The organism is Agrobacterium tumefaciens (genome assembly GCF_013318015.2).
GTDB lineage: Bacteria > Pseudomonadota > Alphaproteobacteria > Rhizobiales > Rhizobiaceae > Agrobacterium > Agrobacterium tumefaciens.
In genome coordinates this window covers 1,801,357-1,821,711 of the sequence record NZ_CP115842.1, presented here as the reverse complement: position 1 = coordinate 1,821,711, position 20,355 = coordinate 1,801,357, and the positions used below count along the sequence as shown (strand labels likewise).

At 57.7% G+C, this 20,355-nt stretch carries 20 protein-coding genes; 6 read left to right on the top strand and 14 right to left on the bottom strand.

Translation table 11 applies throughout. The features are described from left to right. Positions 1-29 precede the first annotated feature (29 nt). The 3 genes from G6L97_RS21750 to G6L97_RS21740 form a co-directional block, all read right to left on the bottom strand. A complete protein-coding gene (locus G6L97_RS21750; protein ID WP_035200264.1) occupies positions 30-482 on the bottom strand; it encodes a hypothetical protein in 453 nt (150 codons plus the stop codon). Positions 483-500: 18 nt separating this feature from the next. Further along, the gene (locus tag G6L97_RS21745; RefSeq protein WP_060642634.1) at positions 501-2,381 is read right to left on the bottom strand and encodes a ShlB/FhaC/HecB family hemolysin secretion/activation protein; all 1,881 of its coding nucleotides are present in this window, start codon (positions 2,379-2,381) and stop codon (positions 501-503) included. A 379-nt stretch (positions 2,382-2,760) separates the two neighbouring features. Next, on the bottom strand, positions 2,761-3,564 hold the full coding sequence (locus G6L97_RS21740; protein WP_060642635.1) for a hypothetical protein: 804 nt from the start codon (positions 3,562-3,564) through the stop codon (positions 2,761-2,763). Between the two features lie 141 nt (positions 3,565-3,705). Here G6L97_RS21740 and G6L97_RS21735 point away from each other — a divergent pair, with 141 nt between their 5' ends. Continuing rightward, positions 3,706-4,773 carry a linear amide C-N hydrolase gene (locus G6L97_RS21735; RefSeq protein WP_060642636.1) on the top strand — a complete coding sequence of 356 codons (1,068 nt, stop codon included), beginning with the start codon at positions 3,706-3,708 and terminating at the stop codon, positions 4,771-4,773. A 92-nt stretch (positions 4,774-4,865) separates the two neighbouring features. Here G6L97_RS21735 and G6L97_RS21730 read toward each other — a convergent pair whose 3' ends face one another. Continuing rightward, the gene (locus G6L97_RS21730; protein WP_019567030.1) at positions 4,866-5,393 is read right to left on the bottom strand and encodes a dihydrofolate reductase family protein; all 528 of its coding nucleotides are present in this window, start codon (positions 5,391-5,393) and stop codon (positions 4,866-4,868) included. Between the two features lie 46 nt (positions 5,394-5,439). Here G6L97_RS21730 and G6L97_RS21725 point away from each other — a divergent pair, with 46 nt between their 5' ends. From G6L97_RS21725 to G6L97_RS21710, 4 genes are all read left to right on the top strand, one after another. Continuing rightward, on the top strand, positions 5,440-6,009 hold the full coding sequence (locus G6L97_RS21725) for a TetR/AcrR family transcriptional regulator (RefSeq protein WP_112949150.1): 570 nt from the start codon (positions 5,440-5,442) through the stop codon (positions 6,007-6,009). A gap of 164 nt (positions 6,010-6,173) precedes the next feature. Next, complete coding sequence (locus G6L97_RS21720; protein WP_060642638.1) at positions 6,174-6,773, top strand: superoxide dismutase; 600 nt, start codon at positions 6,174-6,176, stop codon at positions 6,771-6,773. Between the two features lie 102 nt (positions 6,774-6,875). After that, positions 6,876-7,211 (top strand): ferredoxin FdxA, encoded by a 336-nt coding sequence (fdxA, locus tag G6L97_RS21715; protein WP_060642639.1) that lies wholly within the window; start codon positions 6,876-6,878, stop codon positions 7,209-7,211. 11 nt (positions 7,212-7,222) lie between these two features. Beyond that, complete coding sequence (locus G6L97_RS21710; protein WP_060642640.1) at positions 7,223-7,786, top strand: flavin reductase family protein; 564 nt, start codon at positions 7,223-7,225, stop codon at positions 7,784-7,786. Between the two features lie 185 nt (positions 7,787-7,971). On the opposite strand, the gene G6L97_RS21705 is transcribed toward G6L97_RS21710, so the two are convergent. The 4 genes from G6L97_RS21705 to G6L97_RS21690 all read right to left on the bottom strand — a co-directional run bounded on the left by G6L97_RS21705 (position 7,972) and on the right by G6L97_RS21690 (position 12,905). Beyond that, positions 7,972-8,928: a hypothetical protein gene (locus G6L97_RS21705; protein ID WP_060642641.1), complete on the bottom strand. Its 957-nt coding sequence runs from the start codon at positions 8,926-8,928 to the stop codon at positions 7,972-7,974. A 99-nt stretch (positions 8,929-9,027) separates the two neighbouring features. Then, the gene (locus G6L97_RS21700) at positions 9,028-10,713 is read right to left on the bottom strand and encodes an ABC transporter permease (RefSeq protein WP_035200257.1); all 1,686 of its coding nucleotides are present in this window, start codon (positions 10,711-10,713) and stop codon (positions 9,028-9,030) included. Further along, the gene (locus tag G6L97_RS21695) at positions 10,710-11,795 is read right to left on the bottom strand and encodes an ABC transporter ATP-binding protein (RefSeq protein WP_060642787.1); all 1,086 of its coding nucleotides are present in this window, start codon (positions 11,793-11,795) and stop codon (positions 10,710-10,712) included. The genes G6L97_RS21700 and G6L97_RS21695 overlap by 4 nt, the downstream gene beginning before the upstream one ends. A 117-nt stretch (positions 11,796-11,912) precedes the next feature. Beyond that, a complete protein-coding gene (locus G6L97_RS21690) occupies positions 11,913-12,905 on the bottom strand; it encodes an ABC transporter substrate-binding protein (RefSeq protein ID WP_174003718.1) in 993 nt (330 codons plus the stop codon). 294 nt (positions 12,906-13,199) lie between these two features. Between G6L97_RS21690 and G6L97_RS21685 the strand changes: the two genes are divergently transcribed. After that, positions 13,200-14,333, top strand: a complete 1,134-nt coding sequence (locus G6L97_RS21685; RefSeq protein ID WP_004431088.1) for an ROK family transcriptional regulator — start codon at positions 13,200-13,202, stop codon at positions 14,331-14,333. A gap of 91 nt (positions 14,334-14,424) precedes the next feature. On the opposite strand, the gene G6L97_RS21680 is transcribed toward G6L97_RS21685, so the two are convergent. The 6 genes from G6L97_RS21680 to G6L97_RS21655 all read right to left on the bottom strand — a co-directional run bounded on the left by G6L97_RS21680 (position 14,425) and on the right by G6L97_RS21655 (position 20,223). Beyond that, a complete protein-coding gene (locus tag G6L97_RS21680) occupies positions 14,425-15,219 on the bottom strand; it encodes an inositol monophosphatase family protein (RefSeq protein WP_162248397.1) in 795 nt (264 codons plus the stop codon). Further along, positions 15,207-16,103, bottom strand: coding sequence for a glycerophosphodiester phosphodiesterase family protein (locus tag G6L97_RS21675; protein WP_174003716.1), 897 nt, complete (start codon positions 16,101-16,103; stop codon positions 15,207-15,209). The genes G6L97_RS21680 and G6L97_RS21675 overlap by 13 nt, the downstream gene beginning before the upstream one ends. 47 nt (positions 16,104-16,150) lie before the next feature. After that, complete coding sequence (locus G6L97_RS21670; RefSeq protein ID WP_111788528.1) at positions 16,151-17,014, bottom strand: ABC transporter permease; 864 nt, start codon at positions 17,012-17,014, stop codon at positions 16,151-16,153. Next, positions 17,014-17,868, bottom strand: a complete 855-nt coding sequence (locus G6L97_RS21665) for an ABC transporter permease (protein WP_174003714.1) — start codon at positions 17,866-17,868, stop codon at positions 17,014-17,016. The genes G6L97_RS21670 and G6L97_RS21665 overlap by 1 nt, the downstream gene beginning before the upstream one ends. Continuing rightward, positions 17,868-18,908, bottom strand: coding sequence for an ABC transporter ATP-binding protein (locus tag G6L97_RS21660; RefSeq protein ID WP_174003712.1), 1,041 nt, complete (start codon positions 18,906-18,908; stop codon positions 17,868-17,870). The genes G6L97_RS21665 and G6L97_RS21660 overlap by 1 nt, the downstream gene beginning before the upstream one ends. An 85-nt stretch (positions 18,909-18,993) precedes the next feature. Further along, positions 18,994-20,223 carry an ABC transporter substrate-binding protein gene (locus tag G6L97_RS21655; RefSeq protein ID WP_065660248.1) on the bottom strand — a complete coding sequence of 410 codons (1,230 nt, stop codon included), beginning with the start codon at positions 20,221-20,223 and terminating at the stop codon, positions 18,994-18,996. Positions 20,224-20,355: the final 132 nt, after the last annotated feature.

Genomic DNA, 20,355 nt, shown 5'->3' with positions numbered 1-20,355 from the left:
CGCCTCTCGTGGCAGACGGAATTTGGGGCTTAGCGGTCTTTTCTGCTCGTGTCGGCCTGGGACGGCTTGGCGTCGAGTTTCTTGTAGACATCCGCCAGCTTCGACTGCGGGGCCGGGCATTTTTTGCTTTTGGCAATCTCGCCAAGGACCTGATTGCGGTTACGCAATGCGTCGATCTCCAGTTTCTCTGGCGATTTCGGATCCATAAAGAAAAGAGCCGGCCAAAACAGAAGAACACCTGTCGCACCGAGGACGACGTTTTTACCCTGCGCATCGGATCGTTCTTTCACCGTTGCCAGGACCTGCCGTTCGTTAGCCTCGAATTCGCGCTTGATGCCGGCGCAATCGAAAGCGCTGTCGGCAGGGTTTGTCGAGGCAACCGGATGCGCTGCCCGGCCACCGCAGCCGGAAACGACACTGGCAGTCGCCACCAGCGCGAATACGACAGACAATTTGGGGGCGTGAAAAGAAGATCTGACCATAATATTCTCTTTTGAAGCCTACCAGCGTGCCGTCACGCTGGCGAAAATGAGATTGCCGCGTCCGTGACTGACGCTGCTGGAAAATGCCTGGGAGTAGCCGAAATCGGCACTGATGTTTCCGCCAACGAGTTTCGCACCAACGGTCCAACTCGCGAGATAGCCGTCTGGAAAATCGAAGCGATGCTGCGAGAACACGCGGCCATAATCGAGGGCCATGTAGGGGCGTAATTCGCCCAGAACGGGCGCCAGACTTGTGCCCTCCCATGGCATTGTCCGCCAAACCAGTTCGTTGCGGCTGAAAAATCCGTTGTTACCGAATATGACGCTTTCCCTTGAGCCCCGTACATTGCTGGAGCCACCAAGCCCGATCTGTTCTGCGCCAAACATGTTATCGGGCGAATATTGGGCATTGAGGAGCGTCGTTAATTCGAACCGCTGGCCAGCCGCCTCGAACGGCCGCGTCGCGCTGACGGTAGTGTTGAATTTCAAAAACCGGGGATCCGCCGTGCCCGCCCCCGGCTCTCCGGCCTCCACGGCGTCGAAGAGATCAAGACCCTTATCAAGGGCAAAATCGAGAGCGATGACGCCACCCAGAATTCTCTGTGAACGCGACAAGCCCAGACTGCCAATCGTGTATCGACGGCTTCCCACCTCAATTCGATTGCCGAGAAGAAAGTTGTCGGTCTGCTTGTAGGTGAGACCGCCTCTGAGCGTCGTGATAGAATCCTTGTCGCGCAGAATGACGCGATCTATGCCAAATCCAACCTGACCGGAATTGCCCGAGGTTTCGATCGGCCCAAAATTGCCGGGAATGGTGCTGTTATATTCGTACCAGGAGCCATTTGTTGAAAACGTCCAGTATCCATAAGGTATGCTTGTATTAACCGAATAGCTGTTGCTGTGCCCGCGGCCATCGTCGTCCCAAGGATAATCCGGGCCGCTCCGACCGTAGGAGAACCCCAACTGATCATTGATGCCCAACAGGTCGTCGAAGCCGACGGAAACATTGGTCTGGGAGTAACCGGTACTCTCTTGACCGAGGTTGTTGTTGGAAATGCTCGCGTACCAGCGCTTGCGCGGCTTGTTCTCGACGTTGAGGATGGACGTGCCGTCCTCTTTGCCCGGCAACATGGAGGTTTTCGCGTCGTTCGATGACAGGCGGTTGATCTGGTCCAGCCCCTGTTCAATATCGCGAATATTGGCGACCTCACCCTTCACGCCGGGAAAAGCCGTCGCGAATGCGCCGTTTCTCGCGACCGGGTGGCCATTAAGGTAGATATCCGAGATCCTACCCTCGACGACGACCAGCCGCAGCAATCTTGTTCCGGCAATATCCTGTGGGGGAACATAAGCGCGCGAAGTCACAAATCCCTTGTCCAGATAAAGGTCGGTGATGGCCTTGAGCAACGTGGTAATATCCGCAACGCCGACGCAGCGATTGTCGTAGCGCTTCGTGACTTTTCCGACCGCAATGGCGGACAGACTTGCAGCACCTTCTATCTCTACACGCGAGATATTGAAGCATGGACCAGCGGACTTCGCGCCGCCTCCTGGCGCTCGGCTCTCACGACCAGCGACGCCATCAGGAGTTATCTGTTTCAGGTTTTCAAGCCGCTGCAACTGCTGTTGCTGGTCCTGCCGGCGGGAAAAATCATCGGCGGGCGACTGTGCAGTTGCCTGCCCTGACGCGAGCAGGTTTGCAAAAATCGCAATGGCAAAGGTTCGCTTGAAACCATTCGCCGCGCTCCTCGGGGAATTGGCTGAGATTTGAGCGGCCGGCACAATTGCGAGACAAAAGTCAGGAGAGACTAGCCGTCGGAAACCAGGAATGAAAGCAGCAAGTGGCATATTTCGGAGGCCTGCATTTGAAATGAAGTTTGTCGCGGCAATGCCGCCCATGCTTCACTCTGCAGCTGTCCTTGCTGTCGATCCCCTACCGGGTACATAGATCAGTTCATCTGATCCAAGAAGCGTTAAAGTAGTAACTTTCTTTACGAGACGATAGTCTTTAGTCATTTTCTGAAAGAACCGTACACATTAGAAATTCACGAAATAATCAATCCTGCCAACACCATGGCATGGATATTATTTTTCATCCGTGAATTTTAAGCGCGACCCGCCAATTTCATGCCCTTTGGTTCTTCGAGTCAAATAACAACCAGAAGTTACTGCAATGCGCATCTCCCTGCAAGACCGAGATGAAGACCAAAGTTAAGGAGAAACTAAAATTGTTTCTGGGATGGGTGTGAAAAGGCGATGAGACTCGCGACAACAGTGACTAGAACCGGTACGTCAACCCGACAACCGGTCCACTCAGCCGTGAATCGAAGACATAACCATCGCGCGAGTAATCAACGTCGAGCACCTTATAGCCTGCCGAGACCGACAATGTGTCGGTAAAGATGTAGTTCACCGTCGCGAGTGCTGACCAGGTGAGATCGGAACCCGCGCCGAAACCGCCGATATCCACCTGCCCCTGAACGGACAGCTTGTCCGTGAGGCTGAAAAATGCGCGCGCGCCGATGACGGGGTCCACCCAGCCGAAACTCTCCCTATGACTGGCGGAAACGCTGCCGATCAGTGGGTGGCTGGCAGTAACCGCAACGTCATTGGAAATATGCCAGAAGCGCCCGCCGGCAAGCGCGTCGAGAGAAAATCCGTCCGCGTCGATAAGACGATAACCCGCCTGCAGTGTTGCCATGAATTCCTGTGTGTCGACAGTCGCATCAATGGCGGCACCGGCAGGCAAGGTTGGCAAACCTGGAATTTGCAGCGCAGGCAGCGGACCGGCTGCCTTGCTGTCGGTGGTATCGACATACATTAAATCGCCGGAAAGAACGAAACGGTCGTAACGTCCCCAGATGTTGAGAAACCCACCGAAATTGAGATCATCCATGACATCTGAAAAGGATTTCTCCACATGGAGGGTCGGGGCACGTTGGAACGGCGACACGTTGCCATTCAAGCCGGTCGCCCAGAGATAACCCGTCGCCTGAAATGCCCAGTCTGGTGCCACATCAACCGGCGCGGGTGTGGCAACAACGTCGTCCGCAGCTGTGGCTGCGGTTGCGGAAAAAGCCATAAGGGCCGAAAAAATTGGTAATTTTAGCAATGCCTTCCCCCCCCGACAATCGTCCGCAGCTAAGCCTATTTGACTTCCGGCAACAAGTCCGATTTTCTATCATACGCTGCATCTTGTGCCGCGAACACCGGAGGCTTTTCCATGCACCTGAAGACCTTGCCGATTTTTTCCGCCTGCACCGCCGCGATATTGTCTGTCGCCACACTGACGACATCTGTGGCCGAAGCCTGCACGCGCTTCGTCTATCTGGGCGAAAATGATCAGGTGATGACGGCCCGGTCGATGGATTGGAAGACGGATGTCGGAACCAACATCTGGGTATTCCCGCGCGGCATGGAACGCGCCGGCGAGGCCGGGCCGAATTCGGTCAAATGGACCTCGAAATACGGCAGCGTCATTGCTTCAGGTTACGATATTTCGACGACAGACGGCATGAATGAGGCAGGCCTTGCTGCAAATGTTCTCTGGCTGGTCGAGTCGAGCTATCCCGCTTATGACGGGAAATCGCCGGGCCTCTCCATCGCCGCCTGGGCGCAATATGCGCTCGATAATTTCGCAACGGTGGACGAGGCCGTCAGCGCGCTCGAGAAGAACCCTTTCACCATTGTCACCGACAATGTTCCCGGCGAAGAACGTCTGGCGACCTTACACCTTTCCCTTTCGGATGCGACCGGTGACAGTGCGATCATCGAATATATTGACGGCAAGCAGGTCATCCACCACGGTCGTCAATATCAGGTCATGACCAATTCGCCGACCTTCGATCACCAGCTGGCGCTCAACGAATATTGGAAGCAGATCGGCGGCACCGTCATGCTGCCGGGCACCAATCGCGCCGCGGACCGGTTCGCCCGGGCTTCATTCTACGCCAATGCCATCCCCAAGAGCGAAAATCCGGTCGAGGCGATAGCCAGCGTCTTTAGCGTCATCCGCAATGTTTCCGTTCCCTACGGTATCACCACGCCGGACCAGCCGAATATTTCCTCTACCCGCTGGCGCACGGTGATAGACCACAAGCGCAAGCTCTATTTCTTCGAATCCGCATTGACGCCGAACATCTTCTGGATCGACATGACAAAACTCGACCTTTCGAAAGAGACGGGTAAGGTCAAGAAACTCGACCTGGGCCCCAATCAGATGCAGATTTATTCGGGGATGGCGAATGACAGCTTGAAGGACACCAAGCCTTTTAAGTTTCTCGGGCTTTGACGGCGGAAACCGCGCAGTTAGGCCGGGAGCAGCTGGCACGGTCTGTATCGACCATTCCTCGCCACCTCACTAACATCATGAACCCGAGAGCATCACGAGAAGCGGTAGTGCAATCGAACGCAGCCCTTTTCGATTGCCGTTGCGCTCACGAGAGTGGGACTGGCCCGATGCCCGGTGAGCGGAAAAAGGGGCTCACCTGAGCCAAGGATTTCCGGGATGACATAAATCTCGATCTCATCCAGTGCATCACGCTCCAGAAAGGCCATCTGCAGCTTTCCGCCGCCCAGCATCCAGACATCGCCATCATCGAGTGCGCGCAATTCCTCGATCAACGAGCCCACATCGCTGCGCGCCTCCAGAGGTCCCTTGGGGCCCTCGATCGGCCTTGAGGTGACGACGATAACGCGTTGATCTCCGTAAGCCCAGGGCGCCTGTTCACCGGCGATGAAATCATAGGTCGCCCGCCCCATGACCACCGTTCGAATTCCTTTCAGGAAAAGGCGATAATCGTGTTCGCCGAGGTCCATATCATCATATTTGTAGAGCCAGTCCAAGGAGCCGTCTCCAGAAACGATCCGCCCGTCCAGACTCGCCGCGATATATCCGCGAATGACCGCCATATTATCCTCCTTGATTTATTAATGAATATACGTTTATATATATGTCATGCCAAGACACAAGTCGATTTCAGATGATCAGGTGCTGGATGTCCTGCTGCCCCTCATGTTGCAGACAGGCCCCGACGGGCTGACTTTTGCCGCAGCCGCAAAGGCCTGCGGCCTATCTGCGGCAACCCTGGTGCAGCGTTACGGCAAGCGCGAAGACCTTGTCGAAACCGTGCTTCTGCGCGCCTGGGACAAGCTGCAGGCGGAAACGGAAACAGCCGATGAGGAGGAACCATTGACGCCGCAGGGCGCCATATCCCTTCTCATGCGCCTCATGCCCCCCGAAGCCGCAGAACAAAACGCCAGTGACGGGTTGCTGCTGCTGAGAGAAGACATTCGCAATCCGAAGCTGCGCGCGAGAGGAGCACTCTGGGGACACACCCTCGCCCAGGCGCTTGGCTGCCGCCTTACCCACGACAAGGCTAGAGAGGAACGGCTTGGCTGGCAGATGGCCGCCTTGTGGCAAGGCGCACATACATGGTGGGCATTCGTCCGCGGGGAAGATGCGAACTCGGCAATTCGCAGGGCACTCGAAGAATGGGTCGCCGCGGTGAACGTCGACGAGCGATAATCCGCGCCATCGTGGCGCATGTTTCATAAGCCCGCCAGTTCGTGGATTTATCCCCCGAAAAACCGCTTGACCTCAACTGTGATTGAGGTCCTAGAAGTATTGTCACCTTGTTTTCGCAAGGCTTTTTCCATGCTCTTGAGCAAACAGTGACAAAGGAATACCCCATGGCTTTCCAGCTTCCCGACCTCCCCTATGCCCATGATGCGCTCGCCCCTTCTGGCATGTCCGAGGAGACGCTGAAGTTCCATCATGATCTTCATCACAAGGCCTATGTCGACAATCTCAACAAGGCGATATCAGGCACCGAATGGGAAAACAGCAGCCTCGAGGAGATCGTGCGCGCCACCTATGAAAAAGGTGCGGTCGCGCAGTCCGGCATCTTCAACAATGCCTCCCAGCACTGGAACCACAATCTCTTCTGGGAAATCATGGGGCCACAAAAACATGCGATTCCCAAGGTGCTGGAAGATGCGCTGACGCAGTCTTTCGGCTCGGTGGCGCTGTTCAAGCAGAATTTTGCCCTCGCTGGCGCTTCGCAATTCGGCTCGGGCTGGGCGTGGCTGGTGGCGGATACCGATGGCACACTGAAGATCACCCGCACGGAAAACGGCGTTAACCCGCTGTGCTTCGGCCAGAAGGCGATTCTCGGCTGCGACGTGTGGGAACACAGCTATTACATCGATTTCCGCAACAAGCGTCCGGCCTATATTGAGAACTTCCTCGACAATCTGGTGAACTGGCAGGCAGTGGCCGCCCGCCTCTGATTTGAGCCCCACCGAGCCGACCGGTCTCGCTGCCATGGGGGCGACCGGGTCAGGCGCAGCCGGACAGCCGCCGTCCGGCTGCAACTCCATGCGAGCATCCCCATGTCCTATGTCGTCACCGAAAACTGTATCGCCTGCAAATACATGGACTGCGTGGAAGTCTGCCCGGTCGAATGTTTTTATGCAGGCGAGAACATGCTCGTCATTCACCCGGATCAATGTATCGATTGCGGCATCTGCGAGCACGAATGTCCGGCCGCGGCAATCCGGCCGGATACCGAGGCGGGTCTGCATGTCTGGCTTGACCTCAACCGCCACTATTCCGGCATCTGGCCGCGCGTGCACCAGAAAAGAACGCCGCCTGATGATGCCGACATCATGAATGGTGCTGCGGCCAAGTTTTCCATTTTTTCGAAGAACCCGGGAGCGGGCGGTTAGCCCGGCACTGCATGTCTCATAATTTCATGCTGATCGATGGTGGTGTGGTCAATCACGCGCATGTCCCGCTGAAAGCACCCCCCTCTCCGACAATCTCGCCGCGTGAATTCAAGGACGCTATGGCGAGCCTCGTCTTCACCGTGGCCGTGGCCACGGCCTCCCATGCGGGCGAGCGGATCGGACGTACGATCACGTCCTTCATGCCGCTCAGCGCCGAACCGCCGCTTCTAATGATCTCCATCGATGCCAGCAGCCGTATGGTCGATCTTGTCGCAGCAAGCCGGCGCTTTTCAGTCACGACGCTGTCCAGAGGGCAGGAGGAGATCGCCGATGTGTTCGCCGGAAAAGGAAACCTGCCGGACCGGTTTTCCGTCGGCCACTGGGATGTCTGGCCGTCGGGAAGCTCAAGGCTTGCTGACGCGCTGCTCTCGATGGATTGCGAACTCGTCGGCTCCATTGATGCCGCCGACCACATCCTGTTTGTTGGATCGATCATCGAAGCGAGCTTCGATCCGCTGCGCAAACCCTTGCTCTGGAGTGAACGCAACTATCTAGGTACGGAGGTAAGCCGTTAGCTAAACCATAGACTTACCTTCCCATGATCTCATGTGCGCAGCGTCTTTCTTCGCCTTCAAGGGCAAGGCCTTTCGAATTGGGGGCGATAGCGGACGACAAACACTGCCAACGAGCGGTGGAATTTTCGCGGTTGTCACTTCGAAAGACGGACAGCTTCGAAATACTTTTCGGCGCGGATATCTCTTCACCGCGCCTTCATGCACACCACGGTCCTGTCGTCGCTGAATTCGCTCGATGTTGACCCCTTCACCGACGGGTACTCGTTGATCTTGTGAAAATCTGCCGTCTCGACGCGGGCAAATTCCGCTTCCCAGTCAGCGACATCGGTTCCAGCCGGCAGAGACAGATAACCGTCGGAAAAGATTTCAAGGCTCACAAGCGTGTCCTTGGCGATGCTAAGATCGACCGTCCCCTCTTCTATGACCGTTCCGCCATTGACCGAGGCGTATCCCAGTACGTGTCCCTGCCTGTTTGCGAATTGCGGCTGGACGCGAATTCCTCCCATCAGAAATTCCTCGACTGCTTCGATATCGCTCTCAAGACCGCTCATGTGGGCTGCGGCAATGACAACATTCTTCGCCTCCTGCGCAGTCATGATGCCGTTTTCGACAGCGGAACGCAGGCCGGAAAAGATGGTCGCACGCGTGCGTGCCTCGGCTGCATCACCATCCCTCAAAGCGGCAAAAAGCTGTTTGAAGACAAGGATGCGCGCCGATGTACTTACCTTGTCTATAAGCTTGGCATGCTGCAGCAACCGGGAGCCGTTGATACGCACACCGGAATCGCCAGCCAGAAGCAGGCGGAAACTGTCTCCCAGGTCGGCAACAATTGCCAGGGTTGTCGACGGTGGATGGCTGGCATTGATGCGCTCGGCCTCCTGCTTCAAGATATCGCTGATGTTCTGAAAAAGCTTGGGCGCGGCAATTTTTTCCAGCGTGCCATCGAGGCCCATTTTCGCCACGGCATTTGCGGCAGCGAGTGCTGCGATACGGCCCGAGCTCAAGCCGCCGTAACTTGCACCGGTCGGGTCGGTCGCACCGTCAAAAACGGCCAGAACCCGTCCCGGTATGATCAGTGCCACATCGTCCCCGGGCGTTGCGGCGTTCTTGTATTTCGATTGCGAAAAGCTCGCGATATTCATCGTCGTGTATTCCTTGCAGAGGGAGGCTGGGCAGAGGGAGGCTGGCGGCGACACGTATGTCGCCGCTACTGCAGGCTTTTGGTGAGGGCTGGTATGGTTTCAGACGAAAGAGGCTTCTTTGTCTTCCGAGAGGCGGAACACGATGAAGACGCAAAGTCCGGTGCTGACCAGAAGGACGGTTGAAAGCGCCGCAGCCGTGCCAAACTCGCCGTCAATCACCTGAACATAGATGAGAACCGGCATGGTAATCGTTCGTGCCGTGTAGAGGATCAGCGTCGAGGACAGCTCGTTGATAGCCGTTATGAAGCTCATCAGCGAACCGATGATGAGACCGGGCAGCATCAGCGGCACCGTCACCGACACGAAGGTCTTTGCCGGCGAAGCCCCGAGATTGACCGCAGCCTCCTCGATGGACGGTTTGATCTGCCTGAGGATCGATGTCGTGGAGCGGACGCCGTAAGGCAGCCGGCGGATAAACACCAGGACGATGATGATGAGCGCCGTCCCAGTGATATCAAAGGGTGGATAGCGGAACGTCGTGACGTAGCCGATCGCCATGACAACGCCGGGAATGAGGTAAGGCACCATCAGCAGAAGATCGAGCGAGCCGGAGACCGCATTGTCGCGTCGCACCACGATGAACGACAGCAGGCCGGAAACGATCGCAATCAGTACCACGGCAGCCAGTGCAAACGTGAAACTGTTGGCAATCGCCTGCGGTGAATCACGAAGGATACGGGCATAGCTGTCCAACCCGAAGCCGCCGGTGAAGACGGGACCGCTGGTTGCGAGGAACGAGGTGTAGATGACCGTGAGCGACGGAAGCATGGCGATGAAGACGACCAGATAGCAGAAGCCGTGCACGATGAACGACTTCAACGGGCGCATGGACTGCTTTACCGGCCTGTTGGTCAATGAACTGGCGTAGCGGCGCTTGGCAAGAATGTGCCGCTGCAACAGAAGTGCCGCCATCGAAATTGCAATCATCACCATGGAAATCGTAACCGCCATGGTCGGCGTACCGGCCATTTCGGAGGTGTATTGTGCATAGGCGATGGTCGAAAGCGTTCTGATGCCCTTGCCGAGGATTGCCGGCGTTCCGAAGTCGGCGATGGACAGCACGAAGCAGATGATCGCGCCGGTGCTGACTGCCGGAAAGACCAGCGGCAAGGTGATCTTGCGGAAACGCTCGAACGCCGTGCAGCCGAGATTTTCCGCCGCGTCCTCATAGGACTTGTTGATGGTGTTCAGCGCGTTCTCCGTCATCAGGAAGATGTAGGGAAAGAACTTCAGGCTGAAGACCATCACGATACCCGGGATCCCGTAGATCGTCGGCAATGAAATGCCGGCGAAGGACAAGAGATTGGTGACAGCACCGTTGGCACCGAACAGCATAATCCAGGCATAAGCACCAATGAACGGCGGTGCGCACAGAACCAGAACCGCGAAGGTGGCAATAAAAGTGCGCCCCTTGATGCGATAACGGGAGGTGCAAAAGGCAAGCGGAATACCGAGAAGGCAGGCGCCCAGCATGCCCAGCACACCGATGAGAAGCGTATTCCAGAGTGCGACGGTATAAAAACGCCGTGTGAACACTTCCGCATAGTTGCTGAGACCGAACGCACCGGTTTTGGCATCGAAGAAACTGATGAAGAAGACGCTGAAAATCGGCAGGATCAGGAAGATCGCCAGCAGGATGACGGCAAATACCGTCACGCTTGTCCAAAAACCTGGCAGTCGCAGGCGGAAACCGCCGGGAGTTGCAGTCGCAGTCATATCCGTCATGACAGGCGCTCCCCGGTTACGCCCTCGCCGAACAGCTTCGCATCGGCCGCGCGCCAGGAGAAAGTGGTCTTCTGGTTGGGCTGCAGTGCAATGATCTCAGGCGATGGCTTGGTGATCGCCTCGATTTCCTCGCCCGACGAGAGAACGGCTGCAACGTTCATCTCACGCCCCGTGAAACTGACCAGTCTTATGGTCACGGGCAGTTCGATGCGCTCGTCACCATCGATCGCGGCAGGACCGACAGAAATCGCCTCCGGGCGGATGGCGGCGACGATCTTCCGCTGCGGGGAAATCGCACCCGCCTGCGGCAATGCGACCTTGTGGCCGGAAATGGATGTCTGTCCGCCTGCACGGTCAAGCGTCAGGAAGTTGTTTGCGCCCACGAACGACGCGACGAAGCGGTTAGCGGGATTGTTATAGACTTCCCAGGGTGGTGCCGCCTGCTGAATGACGCCGCCATACATGACGCAAACCAGATCGGACATGGCAAGCGCCTCTTCCTGATCATGCGTGACATAGACGGTGGTGATGTTCATGGCCTGCTGGATTTCACGCAGTTCCCGGCGCAGGTCCACGCGAAGTTTGGCATCGAGGTTGGACAGCGGCTCGTCCATCAACAGCACTTTCGGGTTGATGACGAGTGCGCGCGCAAGACCCACACGCTGCTGCTGGCCGCCGGAGAGTTCGTGAGGCATACGCTTGGCATAGGGAGCGAGCTGCACGACATCGAGAATCTTGCCGACCCGTTCGCGGATCTCGGCTGAAGACGCCTTGCGCTGTTTCAGACCGAAGGCAATGTTGTCAAACACCGAAATATGCGGAAACACCGCATAATCCTGAAAGACCATGCCGACATCGCGCTTATGGGCGGGCACATGTTCGATCGCCTGTCTTTCGATGCTGATGCTGCCGCTATCCTGCTGGTGAAAACCGGCAATCGTGCGCAAAAGGGTCGTCTTGCCACAACCGCTGGGTCCAAGAAGCGTAAAAAACGATCCGGAGGGAATGGAGATGTTGATGTCGGAGAGGGCAACGACATCCCGGTAACTTTTCTTGATGCTGGTAATTTCTACGGCGGCCATGTGCTGCTCCATGACATATCCTGCGCGGCACACGACCACGGTGGACGGAACGAAAATGCTGTTGTGAAAGAGGTAAGCAGGGGACGGTTGCCTGACGCACCGCCCCCGGCAATGTTCTTACTGGACGCCGAGCAGGATCTCGTTCCACTTTTCCATCAGACGCGAGCGGTTGTCCGCAGCCCACTTGAAGTCGTATTTCGCATCCGGAACATCGGACAGCGGAACGAGCGCCGAATTGGCAGGAACATCGGTTCTGACCGAGCGACGACCGGCTTTCACCACGACTTCCTGCGCTTCCTTGGAGACGATGAAATCGATGAAGGCCTTGCCGTTTTCGGCGTTCGGCGCACCCTTGACGAGCGCCATGCCGTCAGGCGCGATTGCCGTGCCTTCTTTCGGATAGACGATCTCTACCGGGGCGCTGCCAAGCTTGTAGCGCAGGGCGGCGTCTTCGAGCGTGATACCAACCGCCTGCTCGCCATCATTGACGAAACGCGGAACAGCGCCTGAAGAGGTGGAAAGAACGGAGTTGCCGAGAATGCCGGTATAAACTTCCCAACCCTTCTCCTCACTGTCGAAATCCTGCAAAACCGTCGCCATCTGGATATAGGCGGAGCCGGACTGATCGGCACGGGCCGAGGAAATCAGGCCCTTGTATTCAGGCTTGGCAAGATCGGCCCAGGATGTCGGAACCGGCGCACCTTTCAGCGCTTCCTTGTTGACGATGAAGGCCGTAACGACTGCGGTAAAAGGAACCCAGTTGGTGCTCGGCGAAAAGGCAGGGTTGATCGATGCTGCCTCGACAGGCTTGTAAGGTTCGAACAGGTCGGCGGAAAAGTCGATGACGGTGCCATCAACGCTCCAGATCACGTCGCCAGCCGCCTTGCCGCTTTCCGCCTTGATGCGGTTCATCAGCTCGCCGGACCCGGCTTTGACAAGCTCGACCTTGGTGCCGGTCTTCTTTTCAAACATGGGCAGCAACTCATCCATGAGCTGCTGCGGCGCTGCCGAATAGACCACGACGGTACCTTCCGCATGGGCAAAAGCCGCACTGGCAAGGAAAGTTGCGCCAGCAACAAGGCGCGCGAAAATAGTGCATGATTGACGCATAAAGGGTGCTCCGTTTTTTTGTTCCCTGACTGGCAAGGCAGTACGACATAATTTCTTATTGATTTTGCGTGTCGCTACCCGCCGTCTGCTATTTATTTTCTTTACGTAAATTAATTAGTCAAGCTGCAATTTATCTTGAATACAAAAATCCAATATCCGTCTGAAAAAACTCAACATTTGAAGACAGCCGCGCTTAATCTTCGAACCTGAAAAGTCAGGACGTTCCGGAAAACAAGGTGCACAGCCACTGAAATTGCGCTAATCATCCGACTTAACTTCTCGTGGGAGACCTGGTTGATCGACCTCGGCTACAATGAACGGCGTCTGCTCGAAATCCTGCGCGGCAAGGGAGGTATGTCGCGCATCGAACTGGCGCGCGAGATGGATGTTTCCGCACCGACCCTCACCCGCCTGACGGCCAATCTTCTGGAATCCGGCCTGATCCTGGAAGCCGAGGAAGCGCGCAGCGACGGCAAACGGGGGAAGCCATCCACTGCCATCGAGATCAATCCGAACGGACTTTTCACGCTCGGGGTCTATTTCAACCCGGACGATCTGCGTGTCTGCCTGGCCGATCTCAACGGCACGATCAGGCAGGAAATCAGGTCCGAGCTTGAGGGACACAGTTTCGAGCATATCATGGAGATGGCCGAGACGGCCGCCCGACAGGTGGTTGAAAAGGCCAAGATCAAAAAGAAGGATGTGCTAGGCTGCGGCATCAGCTTTCCAGGCCACTTCAAGCGTGATCGAGGCCATGTCTTTCGCATCAAGCAGTTCGAGAGCTGGCGCGACATCGACGTGGACAAGGACTTCCAGCCCTATTTCGATTTCCCGGTCTTTCACGAAAATGACGGCAATACCGTCATCCTCTCGGAGCTGTATTACGGAGCTGGTCGAAGCATCCGCAATTTTGCGATGATCTGGCTGACATACGGCATAGGCGGCGCCGTTGTGGTTCAGCGCCATCTCTATCGCGGCACGAACGGCAATGCCGGCGAGTTTGGCGGCCTGTTTCCCAAATCCCATCCACGTCCCTCTGGACAGGACCTTTGCGACACGCTGGCCGCCCACGGAGTGGGCATCCGGCGTTTGAAGGATATTGATGAAAGCTATTGCGACCACCCCGCCGTGGTTGCCTGGCTGGAAAGGGCGACCGACCAGCTTCGTCTGCTGGCGCTGACGGTTGCCCGGACGATGGATCCCGGCGCCATCATTTTTGGCGGATCGCTACCTGACTGGGTTCTTGAACACATCGTGCAGCGCATCGGCTCGCTGGAAATGCTCGGCGAAGACTTTTTCGTCGAGCCACCTGAAATACGCAAATCGATGATGAGCGACCTGCCCCATCTCGGTGCCGCCAGCATACCGATCTACCGCGCCACAACGCCCAGCTATTATTCCGGCCGGGCGCTGAAGGGTTGGGCATAACCACCAGTCGTCAGAGGCTTTTCGGTCCAGTTGCCGGTGGAAGGCGCCAAGTGTCTGGATCTCTCACCCGGCACCGATTTTTATGGGAATTTCAGGCAAGTTCGGCCGGCACCAATTCCGCGATCTCCGGCCAGAGAGTTTCCGTCGCGGCCATCAATTCAGGCGTTGCGGCGGCAACCCAGGGAATGCCGGTTTCGCCGCGCGTTCCAATCCGAACGTCAAGACCCGCCTCCCGTGCCAGGACAACGCCACCGGCGATGTCCCACATGGTCGTCAGTTTTTGCAGATGGCCATCAAAGATGCCGCGCGCTGCAAAAACCAGTGAAATCGAGGTCGAACGGATGGATTCCACCACCCAGCCCGCATGCCTCAAGCCGACATTGAGCGCCGCCACCTCCGCGGCATCGGCAGACGCGCTGTCACCGAGCGACATCACCTGCACTTCCTTAAATGGAACATCGCGCGCAAGCGGCTTGCCGTTCAGCAACAACCCTGTTCCTTCGGCAGCCGAATAGATCTCCTGGAAGACTGGCATGGCGACGACCCCGATTTCCGGGACGCCGTTGCGCACGAAGCCCAGCGAGATGCCCCAGAGTGGTGAGCCGCGAAGGAAGTTTGCGGTGCCGTCGATGGGATCGATGATCCAATAGGCGTCATCTGCGATCCCGCCCATCTCCTCGCCGAGAACGGTTTCACCCGGAAATGCCGCCGCCAGCCGGTCGCGCACCAGCCTTTCAACCGCGGTATCCGCTTCCGAGACGAAGTCCTGAAAACCCTTGGTGCGGGTGGCGATGCTGCCGCGCGCTTCGAAAAAGCGAAGGGCAAGCCCCATCGCCTCCTCTATGATGCCGGCTGCACGCTCGAGGCGCTGGTTCATCGTGTCCATGACCTGCCCGTCTCGCCTGCATCAGCCTTCAGCCAGCCCGTGAAGGCCTCGACTTCATCCGTCTGGATTGCACCGACGCCGACCTGCGCCAGTGCGCCCCACACACCTTCTGCATCGGAAAGTGCGCGCGTGTCGTTGAGATCGAGGCAATGGGAAACGTCGAGCGTGTTAATCCAGAGGCGGATATTCTGACGCTCCATTTCGGCGCGGCCTTCGACCAGATCAGCGATATCGGTAAATTTTACCTCTATCATCGGCGCGCGCAACGCTTCGATGCGGCGCAGATCCTCGGCAAACTTGCCCTTTCTCACCGGAAACATCGGCATATGCGGAATTTTGCCGAACCAGTCGGTATCCAGCACATCGAAATGCTCGGCTTCAGGATCGATATCGGTTTTCACCAGAACCTGATCCGCGACGCCGAGGCGCAGTACGGTTTCCATGACCTGCGGCAGGTCACGGGTGAACTTGGTATCGATATTGACGGTGATTTTGCCACGCGCCTCTTCCAGCAATTCTTCCAGCGTCGGTACGCATTCCTCCGTCACATCGGCTGCATCGCCGCCAGCACCTGCCTTCAGCCGTGCGGAACGGACGACATCAAAGGCCAGTTCGCTCACTGTCCCCCGCCCCGTCGTCGTGCGGTCGAGCGTCTCGTCGTGAATGACGACCAGCCGGCCATCGGCCGTCGCCTGCGTGTCGATCTCGATCATCTCGATCCCGGCAGCGACCGCTGCGCGAACCGAAGCCAGCGAATTTTCAGCGGTCGCGGTCCAGAACCCACGATGGGCGATGGTAAGGATCGCGGGATTGTCGCGCGAGCAGAGGGCGAGAACGTTGCACGGATTGGAGACTTTTCGTTGGGCTGCAAGGGTTTGAGGCATTTTTTTCACTTTCGGATGTTGCGTTTACCGGAGTTGGGTTGCCCGGATCAGATTTTCCCCATGCCCGCCGCCATCAGGTCGTCACGCAGAATGCGGCCGGCGATGATGAAAACGACGAGTGCGGGAAGAAGCAGGATGAAGGAGACGATGGAGGCGAGCGGGATCTGCATCGAATAGGGGTCGAGATACATGTAGAGCTTGATCGGCAGCGTCTGCACGACAGGCGCACCGACGATGAAGGACTTGTCGAATTCCTCGAAGCTGCCGATGAAGGACATCAGGCCACCGGCCAGAAGGCCGGGCACCGCAAGCGGCAGGATGATGTGGATGACGATGCCGACCGTTCCCGCGCCGAGCGAACGGGCGGCATGGATCAGGTCGTCGGGAATGGTTTCTAGCGTCGCCGTCATCAGCCGTATCATCAGCGGCAGCGTGCCGACGATCTGCACAAGGATGACCCCGGTCACCGAATAAGCGAGACCGAAAAGAAGAAACACCTGGCCGATCCCGACAGCGACGACCAGCCCCGGAATGATGATGGGGGCCAGAATGAAGATCTCCACCAGCCGTTTCAGCCGGAAGGGAAAACGGGCCATGGCCCAAGCAGTCGGCAGTGCGATCGCGGCCGTCGAGAAAGTCACGACGATGGCGATGAGGATGCTGTTGACGGCGGCCTGAATGAGGCTTGCATCGCCAAGAATGCTCGCCCAGCGCGTGGTGGTGTAATCCTTCGGCACTACCAGAGGCGGCGTCCATCCATCGGCAATGCTCCACAGGAACATCAGCGCCAGAGGCACGGCGATAGCGAGCGCCAGCGCGGTAAAGAGCCCGATGGAGACGAAAATCCGGTCGTCCGGCGTGAAGGTGCGGCGGCGTGTCATGGTGACGGGTTCGAGGGCAATGGCGCTCATTATGCGTCTCCTCGGGTTTGGCCGGGGCCGATGCGGGATGTCAGGGAGTAATACAGAAGCAGGACGGAGACCGCGAAGAGGCTCAGCACCATGCCCATGGCATAGACCTGATTGAACCGCCCCTGATTGAACTCCGTGACCATGAGAACCGAAAGCGGCCGGGCAGTAGGCGGACCGACAATATCGGGAATGGCGTAGGAGCCCATGGAGCCGATGAAGGTAAGAAGGATGGCGGCGGTGATGCCGGGCATGGCAAGCGGAACTTCGACGAATAGAAAGGTCTTCAGCCTCGAGGCGCCGAGCGTGCGCGACGCGTAACGGATGTCCTCCGGAATGGCGGCAAAGGCACTGGTGATGATCAGCGTCATGAAGGGTATCTGCTTCCAGACACTGGCGAGAATGACGCCAATGCCCCAGTCGTCACGCACGAGTTTGGGCAATTCACGCCCGAGCGGCGCGACCAGCCGGTCGAGAAAACCGCCCCTTTCGAAAACGACGATCACCATCAGGCCGACGATGATGCCCGGCACCGCCATCGGCAGCTTGTAAAGGCCGCTGAACAGCTTGCGGCCGAGAAAGCTCTTGCGGATCAGAAGCGCCAGCGGCACCGAAGCCGCAAGCGACACCATCACCGGCATGACACCGTAATAGATGGACGTCGTCAGGCCGCGGATCATCGACGGACGTGTGAAGATCCGCTCGTAGAACATCAGCGTGAAGCTGCCATCGTCCTGCCTGAAGCTGCCGATCAGTGCCGAAAGCAGCGGACCGCCGAAGAAGATCAGCAAATAACCCACCCCCGGCGCAAGCAGGACCAGCAGCTGGGCGCGCCTGTCGCGAAGCACCCCGCGCATCACGCCGCCTCCCCTGCCTGCCCGTCATCGAGCAAATGCACCGATCCGGGAAAACGCAAGGCGACCCTGCGTCCCGCATCGATAAGATTTTCCGCACCGGACTGGCTGATCTTGATCTGGTGGCCGCCGATTTCGACCGTATAGAGCGCATTGGCGCCCATGAAGGAAACGGCAGAGACCGTGCCGGCGCCCGCCTCGTCGGCGCTGATGTGGATGTTTTCCGGGCGAACCGAAATCTGTGCGGGGCCGGCAGCAGTCGCATCCAGCGTTACGGACTGCCCCCAGGGCAATTGCGCCTGCCTACCCTCAGCCAAAACCGGCAAAAGGTTGGTCTGACCCAGAAAACCGGCGGTAAAGGCGTGTTTGGGCGCACGGTAAAGTTCGAGCGGTGTTCCCACTTCAACGACGCGGCCGGCATTCATCACCACGATCCGGTCCGACATCGCCATAGCCTCGGCCTGATCATGTGTCACATAAAGGCTGGTCGCGCCGATCCGGCGGTGAAGTTCAGTCAGTTCATGGCGCAGCGTGTCGCGAAGCTTGGCGTCGAGGTTCGAGAGCGGCTCGTCGAACAGCAAGAGGCTTGGCTGCATGACAATGGCGCGCGCCAGCGCCACGCGCTGCTGCTGCCCGCCGGACAATTGCCGCGGCATGCGGTCCACCAGGCCGGCAAGATTACAGATTTCAAGCGCATGGGCGATGCGGCGCGCGCGCTCGTCCTTCGGGACCTTCTTCATCTTCAGGCCGAAGCCAAGGTTTTTGGCAACCGACATATGTGGGAAAAGCGCATAGGACTGAAAAACCATGGCGATGTCGCGCGCTTCCGGCGGCGCCTGATCGATACGCTTGCCGCCCAGCCGGATTTCGCCTCCCGAAGACTGGCTGATGCCGGTGAGGATGCGCAAAAGCGTGGACTTGCCGCAGCCCGAGGGGCCGAGAATGGTGACGAATTCGCCCCGCTCGACAGTGATCGACACGGGATGAAGCGCCCGGCTCAAACCGTAATCCTTGCTGATATTGCTGATCTCGAGTTCACTCATGGCGAGGCTCCCTCATGGTTGCGACCAAGGCTCCCGGACCGTTTGGCGGTTTCCAGCCCCACGGTCCGGTCGATCCGGGAAGGTGTTACTGGTTGAGCACTTTTTCATCGAGCGCTTCGGCAAGGGCCGTCGACATGTCCCAGAACGCGGGAACCGACAGGCGCGGATAAACGCTTTGCGGCAGAACATGCTCCTGTACGGCTTTGGGCATCAGGTCGTTGGTGACATCCGCCCGCGGAGACCGCGAAGCCTTGTTCTCCAGCTTCCAGAGCTGGAACTCCTTGCTCATCGCCATATCGATGAGAAGCAGGGCGGAGGCGACGTTCTTGGCATTTGCCGGCACGAAAATGGCATCGCCCGAGCCGACCTGGCCTTTTTCCAGCAGCGTGACGCGGAAGCTCTCCGGCAACTGCTTGGTCCCGAGGAAGCTCATGACCTGGTCTTCCCAGACGGTGCCCATGTAGAGCTGCTGGTTGTTGATCAGGTTAAGCGTGTCGGCGTTGCCGTTTGTCAGTTCAGCCACGGCAAGAAGACGACGGTAATAATCCCAGACCGGCGTAAGGCACTCGGACGTCATTGCCCAGTCTTCGGCCTGCTGCAGCGTCTGATTATAGTCTGTGAGCTGCTTGCGGCAGTCGCCGGTGAGATAATTGAGCGCCACCGAATAGATGAAGCCGCCGCCGGAGCCGCCCTTGGCTGGCAGGGTGACGCCAAGGCGCTTCGGGTTCTTTTCAGCCCAAACGAGAAGATCGTCGAAGCTCTTCGGCACGTCTTCGGCTTTCACGAAGGCGGAATCATAGCCGAGTGCGGTCTGGTTGAGATGCACAAGAGGGAAGCTGCCGCCATGCGCCTTGCCGAAAACGGTCTCGGCCAGTTCCGGATTGTAATTGGCCATGTTGGGCAAGATCTTCGTCAGCGGAATATTGCCGACGACGCCCTTGGAAGACAAAAGCGGATAGCCGCCGCCGCCAGCGAAATAGGCGTCGACGGGTGAATCCTGCCCAGCCGCCTGCACGGCGATGAGCTGCTGGTTCGCCTGATCACCCTTTACGTCGCTATAGGTGACCTTGATGCCATATTTGGCCTCGAACCGGGTGATCAGTTCTTTCCACGTATCCGCGAAACTGCCGGCGAAATTGTACATCGTCACCGTGCCTTCCGCTTTGGCAGCGGGAACGACGATGTCATAGAAATTTTCTCGCGTGACCTTCGACAGATCGAAGTCGAGGTTCTTCATGTTGGTATCCGCCGCAAGGCAAGGCGCTACCGTCGTCGCCAGCGCAAGCGCGGCGATCGCAATAAATTTCATGCTCATTGAATGGTTCCTCCTGGGGATCCGTTATTGACCGGCTTCTTATTACTACACTCTAAGTGTATTATTTATGACAGTCCAGTGAAAAATGCCGTCCCCGGTGCGCGGCCCGAGTTGCGAAGGCCTTGTGCAGCC